Raw genomic sequence first — 5,918 nt, forward strand, 5'->3', positions numbered from 1 at the left:
CGCTCTGCGCCTGCTCGGCAACGGAGTTCACCCTCTGGCAGCGGCACATGCGTGGCGCTCTCTCGCAGCTGCCCACGGCCTCGGGCCCGTGGATCTGGCGGCCAACGGTTGCCGCCCAGCGCCCGTCGCAGATGGATTTCCTTGAAGGATTGCAGCCATGAGTTTCCACGGCCGGGTCCGCGGCACAAAGGTGAAACGCGCGCTGGGCGTGCAAGCCGCGCTGGAATGGGCGTTCCGGGTGGAACAGGCGCAGCTGGAATTGCCGCTGCCCCCCGACGTCACCGAGGAAGGCTTCGGTTTCGGTCTGGAATACGTCCTGCTCCAGCGCGCCGTGCTGGGCTGCAAGGTCGACGGCGGCCAGCACAAGATCGGTGGCTACACCCACGAGGACGCCGAGGTGATCGCCGCCACCGTCGCGGGGATCCCAGACAGCCTCGGTGGCAAGCGCATGGCGATCCGCGTCGCTGAACTGGCCCGCGCCGGGCTGACGCCGGACTGGATGCCGGGCGCCGTCCCTCGCTGCGTGCCCACTATCGTCAAGCAGAACCAGCATGGCACGTATGCGGGCTGCATCGTCGTAGGGGTCGAGCGCGTCCGTGTGCGCGGCCCGGGCGCGCGCGCCACTTGGAAAACCGTCGACATCCTGGCATGTCCGGTCACCTTCTCTCCCCACCCGCAGCAGATCGAGGCCGCCCGGCGCGGCTATGACGACTGGTGCCAGGCGCTGGGCTGGATCCGCGAGGGGCTGATCGCGGGCGGGATGCTTCGGGAGGTCGAGGTTACGGCGGCCATGCCGAAGGCACGGCCTTGGCTAAGGGTGGGACCGCCCGGGTAACGGATCGTCATTGCCTTTTGGCACATAACGACTATCTTGATGCCAAAGGAGAACGACCATGCAGTTCGCCACGGTCCAGCCGATCATCGCGCGCCCCGACCTTCCCGTCATCACCGACGAGGAAGCGGCTGCGCTGGCGCGCACCACCGTCAATCTGTTCCGCGCATGGGGCCTAACGGATGGCGAGGCGCGCGTGCTTTTGGGCGACATGGCCCAGCGCACATGGGCGCGCTGGAAGGTTGGCGACATCGGGCGCATCGACCGTGACCTGCGCGCGCGGATGGCAATCCTGATGGGCATCCACAAGGCGCTGCGGTACCTCTTCACCGAACCCGCCCGCGGCTATGCGTGGATCCGCAAGCCCAGCGCGGCCTTCGGTGGCCGCAGCGCGCTGGACATCATGTTGCGGGGCGAGATCACCGACCTGATCGACCTGCGGGCCTATCTGGATGCCGAACGGGGTGCGTGGTGAATGTGCCTGTCCGCCGCGTGACATGGCCCCGCACTGTCCGCATCATCCGCTCGATCCATCCGCCCATCGACCTGTTCGAAGACATCGCCGATCCCGCCGACTGGGAGGCGCTGGCCTCGGCCGAGGCCAAGTTCAACCCGCGCATTCGCGACAGCATCGGTGATCTGTCCAAGGTGCCAATCGCACGCCGCGTGACCGGGCCCGGTGCCAGCTGGGTCATGGCTCCGTTTGTCCATTGTTCGCCCCTGCGGCCGGGGCGGTTCTCGGACGGCAGTTTTGGCCTCTACTATGCGGGCGACCGCAGCGCGGTGGCGATTGCCGAAACCATCCATCACCACGCCCGCTTCATGCGTGCGACGAACGAGGCCCCCGGCTGGACCTCTCAGTTCCGCGAACTGATCGGGTCCGTGGATGCCGATCTGGACGACGCCACCGGCCGCGCCGACCTGCTGGACCCAGACGACTACCGCGCCTCACAGGTCTTCGGGGCCGAGCGACGCGCGGCCGGGTCGAACGGTATCACCTGGCCCAGCATCCGCTTCCCCGACGGCCACTGCATCGCCGTCTTCTGGCCCGACGTGATCCCAATCCCCACCCAAGGCGCGCATTTCGCCTATCACTGGAACGGCGAGGCGGTGGATTTCGTCAAGCAACTGGATAGTGGCGAGGTGTGGGAGGTCAAGTGACGCGCACCGGTAGAAATCACCGGGCGCTGCCTCAGTAGTACTCCTTCACGTAACCATAGGCTTTCTCGAACAGATCCGCATCCTGATGCAGGCGATACTTGAAAAGCGTCTGTCGAAGGGCCTTTTTGACCTCGCGCTCGCCCGCATGGGTCGCCTGCCATCCCTCGAAACGCACCTCGCGGACGATGGCATCAATATCATCCACGACCCGCTTGACCATCACGGGCGTGTCGCCGTTCCGGGCTTCTTCAAACAGCTCGGTCAACGCCGCCTTGCCACGGTCGATGTCCTCTTCTTCCGGCGTCTCGCGTTCGGTCTTCACCACGTCTTTCGCCAGCGCCAGAAGCTCCTTCAGGAAGTCGATCGACAGCAGGAGACCCTGCTGATGCCGGTTCTTCAGGTCCTCCAGGCGCTCGCCCAGCGCCTTGAACTTCGGATTCCCCGCATGTTTCCGAAGGCGGCCTGCCAGCTTGACAGAGATTTCCTTGGCCTTCTTTTCCGGGTCAGGGTTGCCGAGGACCGCTTCGAGCAGTTCAGCATCCAGAACCAGCGTGTCGAGATCATCCCGCACCGCATCGACATGGACGTTTTCGTGGATCAGCTCGATGGTCTTGGCACCCAGCCGATGCCAAAGCAGCCGCCCTGTGCCACTGGAGGGCTTCAGCGACTCGTAGACCTGCGCCAGCCAGCGATAGTCGGTCTCGTACTGCGTCAGCACCGGATCGGGCGACAGCGCTTCCCATATGCGCGCCAGAACGCTGAAGTCGGCCGCAAAGGCGTCTCGCAGGTCGTTGTTCGGGATGCATTCCTGCGCGGCGATCAGGCCCTCGTAACCGGTCAGGCTGCGATCCGCGCCTGCGAAATAGGCGAGGCACTTCTGCAGGGCGGTCGGCAGGGCATTGATCAACTCGGCGATGTTCGAAACCGCCTTCTGCACGCCTTCCTCGTCGAATTTCAGCGCCTGCGCCACGTCGTCGAAGATGCCGAGGTAGTCGACGATCAGGCCATGCGTCTTCTGCTCACCATAGGGGCGGTTCGTCCGGCAGATTGCCTGTAAGAGCGTGTGGTCGCGCAGCGGCTTGTCGAGGTACATCGTCTGCAGGATCGGCGCGTCAAAGCCAGTCAGCAGCTTTGACGTCACAATGATGATCTTCAGCGGGTCCTTCGGATCGCGGAAGCGGTCGAGCAGCTTCTCCTCTGCGTCGCGGTCGCGCTTGAAGGCCGCATATTCGGGCTCGCCGCTGTTGACCGAGATCACTACGTCCGACACCTCGGGCGGCAGATGGCGGTCGAGTTCCTGCTTGTAGAGCAGACAGCTTTCGCGGTCGAAGGTCACCACCTGCGCGCCAAAGCCGTTCGGGGCGACCTTCTCTTGGAAGTGCTTGGCGATGTCGGCGCAGATCGCGCGGATGCGTTCGGGCGCCTTGACCAGGATCGACATCTTGGCCGCCGCCTTGCCCAGCCGATCCCGGTCCTCGTCGGTCAGACCCTGCGTCAGCTCGGCATAGGCCTCCTCGATGGCCTTCTGGTCGATGTGCAGGTCCACCAGGCGCGGCTCGAAATGCAGCTCCTTCGTCGCTCCGTCGCGGATCGAGTCGTTCAGACCGTAGCGGCTCATGTAGCCGCCATCGTCGGTGTCGGCGCCGAAGGCGTAGAAGGTGTTCTTGTCGGCGCGGTTGATGGGCGTGCCGGTCAGGCCGAACAGGAACGCGTTCGGCAGCGCGTCGCGCATCTTGCGGCCCAGATCGCCTTCCTGCGTTCGGTGCGCCTCGTCGACCAGCACGATGATGTTGTCGCGGTCGTTCAGCACCCCATCTGCCTCGGCGAACTTGTGGATCGTGGTGATCACCACCTTCCGCGCATCCTTGCCCAGCAGATCGGCGAGTTCCTTGCGGCTTTCCGTGCGCACCATGTTGGCCATGTCGGCTGCATAGAAGGTGCCGGAGATCTGGCTGTCGAGGTCGATGCGGTCCACCACGATCAGCACCGTGGGGTTCTTCAGCGCCGGGTGCAGCCGCAGCTTGCGCGCGGCGAACAGCATCAGCAGCGATTTGCCCGACCCCTGGAAATGCCAGATCAGCCCCTTGCGCGGCTGGCCCGCCACGACCCGCGCGACGATCTTGTTGACGCCGTCCACCTGCTGATAGCGGGCGATGATCTTGATGCGGTGCTTGCCCTTTTGCGTGGCGAAGGCCGTAAAGCTGTCGAGCATGTCGAGCACCATCGCCGGGCGCAGCATCGACGCGGCAGCCTTTTCCACCTCGCCCAGCGATTGCTTGCCGTCGCCGTCGCGCCAAGGGCCCCACAGATCGACCGGCATCCGGATCGAGCCGTAGCGGAACTCCTTGCCCTCGGTCGCCACGGAAAAGACGTTGGGCACGAACAGTTCCGGCACGTTGCGTTCGTAGTCGTCATGGACCTGGATGGCGGCGTCAAGCCAGCTTTGACTGGACCGCACCGGCGTCTTGGCCTCGATCAGGACCAGCGGAATGCCGTTGACCAGCAGCACCAGATCGGCGCGCTTTTCGGTCTTGCCCGCGCGGATGATGAACTGCTGGGTGACGACGAAGCTGTTCTTCTCGATATCGTCGAAGTCGATAAGACGGATGGTGACATGTTCGCCATTCGCGCCGAAAGGCATTGAGCGTTCGCCCAGCAGCCACGCGGCAAATTCCTCGTTCGCCTTCACCAGCCCGTCCGACCGCGCGCCCATGACGATGGCACGCAGGCGGTAGAGCACGTCATCGGCCCGGCCGGGGTTGGCGGCGATGTCGGGGTTCAAGCGGATCAGGGCGTCGCGCAGGTGGGGTTCGACAAGCACCTCTTGCGGCTGGCGGGGAAGGTCTGCGGGGGCGACGTAATGCCAGCCGAGGCCCGCGATCCGGCCGCTAGTGCGGGCGAGGCCGATGGAGAGTTGCGCCGGGCGGGCGGAAGCCGCGCCGGCGAGAAGATCGCGCAGATGGGCTTCGACGGTGTTGGACTCGTTGAAGGTCATGCACTCACCCCAGTTTCAGAAAAGACACCTTCACGAATCCTGGTATGGGCATCCTGCGCATTCCGAAGCCTATTTGCAGCATTTGCTAAGGCATCGGCCAGAAGTGAAATCCGAGCGCAGATTTCATCTTGTTGTTCGACGGATGGGACTGGCACAGGGACAGGGTTTAGGTGCTTGTGATTTAGCTGCGGAACAGAAGTTGTGTCAGCAAAGCGCCAGAGCCCAATCCCTTTGTAGAACCACATCAGATATTCAGCGGACACCTTCTCGGCTCGAGGCTCAAGCGCCATCAAGTTCGGATCCAAAGCCGCCGGGTGAGTTAGTATTCCGATCTTGTTCAGAAAAATTGATGCCCCGCGTTTGGGGAAAACGACCGTTCCGGGCTGAAACACTCGAATGCCCGGATTTGATTTGATCGAGAACTTCACCTCAGCATGCGCGAGCTTTCTATGGTCGCTGTTCCGGTTGAAGTCAGCGACTTTGAAAAAGAGCGTGTCACCAGCATCATCAGGAATGGGTTCTCCATTTCCGCTTCGCGCGTGGTAAATTCGTTCCCCTTTCTCTACCTGAAAGCGCCCTTTGTACCCCTGATTCATCGAGAAGCCACGAATCTCAATTGTCTCAAGGATAAGCGCATCGAGAAGAACTGCGGCTTGTCCATGCAGCACATAAAGGCGGTCAAGGTTGGTTGCAGAAGCGCTCAGCGCCTCCACCAACCGCGCCTGCTCCTGGATCGGCGGCAGCAGGAACTCGAAGGTGGCCAGACTGGTCCAGTTGGTGCGCGGCGACAGCGACCCGGCCGAGGTGCCGACGGCATGATCGAAGAAGGCATCGGTCTGGCACAGGAACGGCAGCAGTTCGGGCATCAACCGGTCGTTGGCCGGTTCCAGCACATAAATGTCGCCGGAACAGACCCCTTCGAAATCCGCC

The 5,918-nt window shown here is 63.4% G+C and carries 5 protein-coding genes; 3 read left to right on the top strand and 2 right to left on the bottom strand.

Annotation, left to right across the window (positions count from 1 at the left end):
- The first annotated feature begins 157 nt into the window (after nucleotides 1-157).
- From E3D03_RS19840 to E3D03_RS19850, 3 genes are read left to right on the top strand one after another with little or no spacing between them, the layout of a single operon-like run.
- Entirely contained in the window at nucleotides 158-835 is a 678-nt protein-coding gene (locus tag E3D03_RS19840) for a hypothetical protein (RefSeq protein ID WP_263568389.1), read from the top strand.
- 58 nt (nucleotides 836-893) lie between these two features.
- Nucleotides 894-1,307, top strand: coding sequence for an MbcA/ParS/Xre antitoxin family protein (locus E3D03_RS19845; RefSeq protein ID WP_114350569.1), 414 nt, complete (start codon nucleotides 894-896; stop codon nucleotides 1,305-1,307).
- Entirely contained in the window at nucleotides 1,304-1,993 is a 690-nt protein-coding gene (locus E3D03_RS19850; RefSeq protein ID WP_411969838.1) for an RES family NAD+ phosphorylase, read from the top strand. Before E3D03_RS19845 ends, E3D03_RS19850 begins: the two co-directional genes overlap by 4 nt.
- A 31-nt stretch (nucleotides 1,994-2,024) precedes the next feature.
- Here the strand turns inward: E3D03_RS19850 and E3D03_RS19855 are convergent, their stop codons facing one another.
- Nucleotides 2,025-4,988 (bottom strand): type I restriction endonuclease subunit R, encoded by a 2,964-nt coding sequence (locus E3D03_RS19855; RefSeq protein ID WP_263568390.1) that lies wholly within the window; start codon nucleotides 4,986-4,988, stop codon nucleotides 2,025-2,027.
- Nucleotides 4,985-5,918: hypothetical protein (locus E3D03_RS19860; protein ID WP_263568391.1), on the bottom strand; the 934-nt coding region annotated here is incomplete at its 5' end. The genes E3D03_RS19855 and E3D03_RS19860, both read right to left, overlap by 4 nt.

It is taken from the genome of Paracoccus sp. DMF, assembly GCF_004407025.1.
GTDB classification, from domain to species: domain Bacteria; phylum Pseudomonadota; class Alphaproteobacteria; order Rhodobacterales; family Rhodobacteraceae; genus Paracoccus; species Paracoccus aminovorans_B.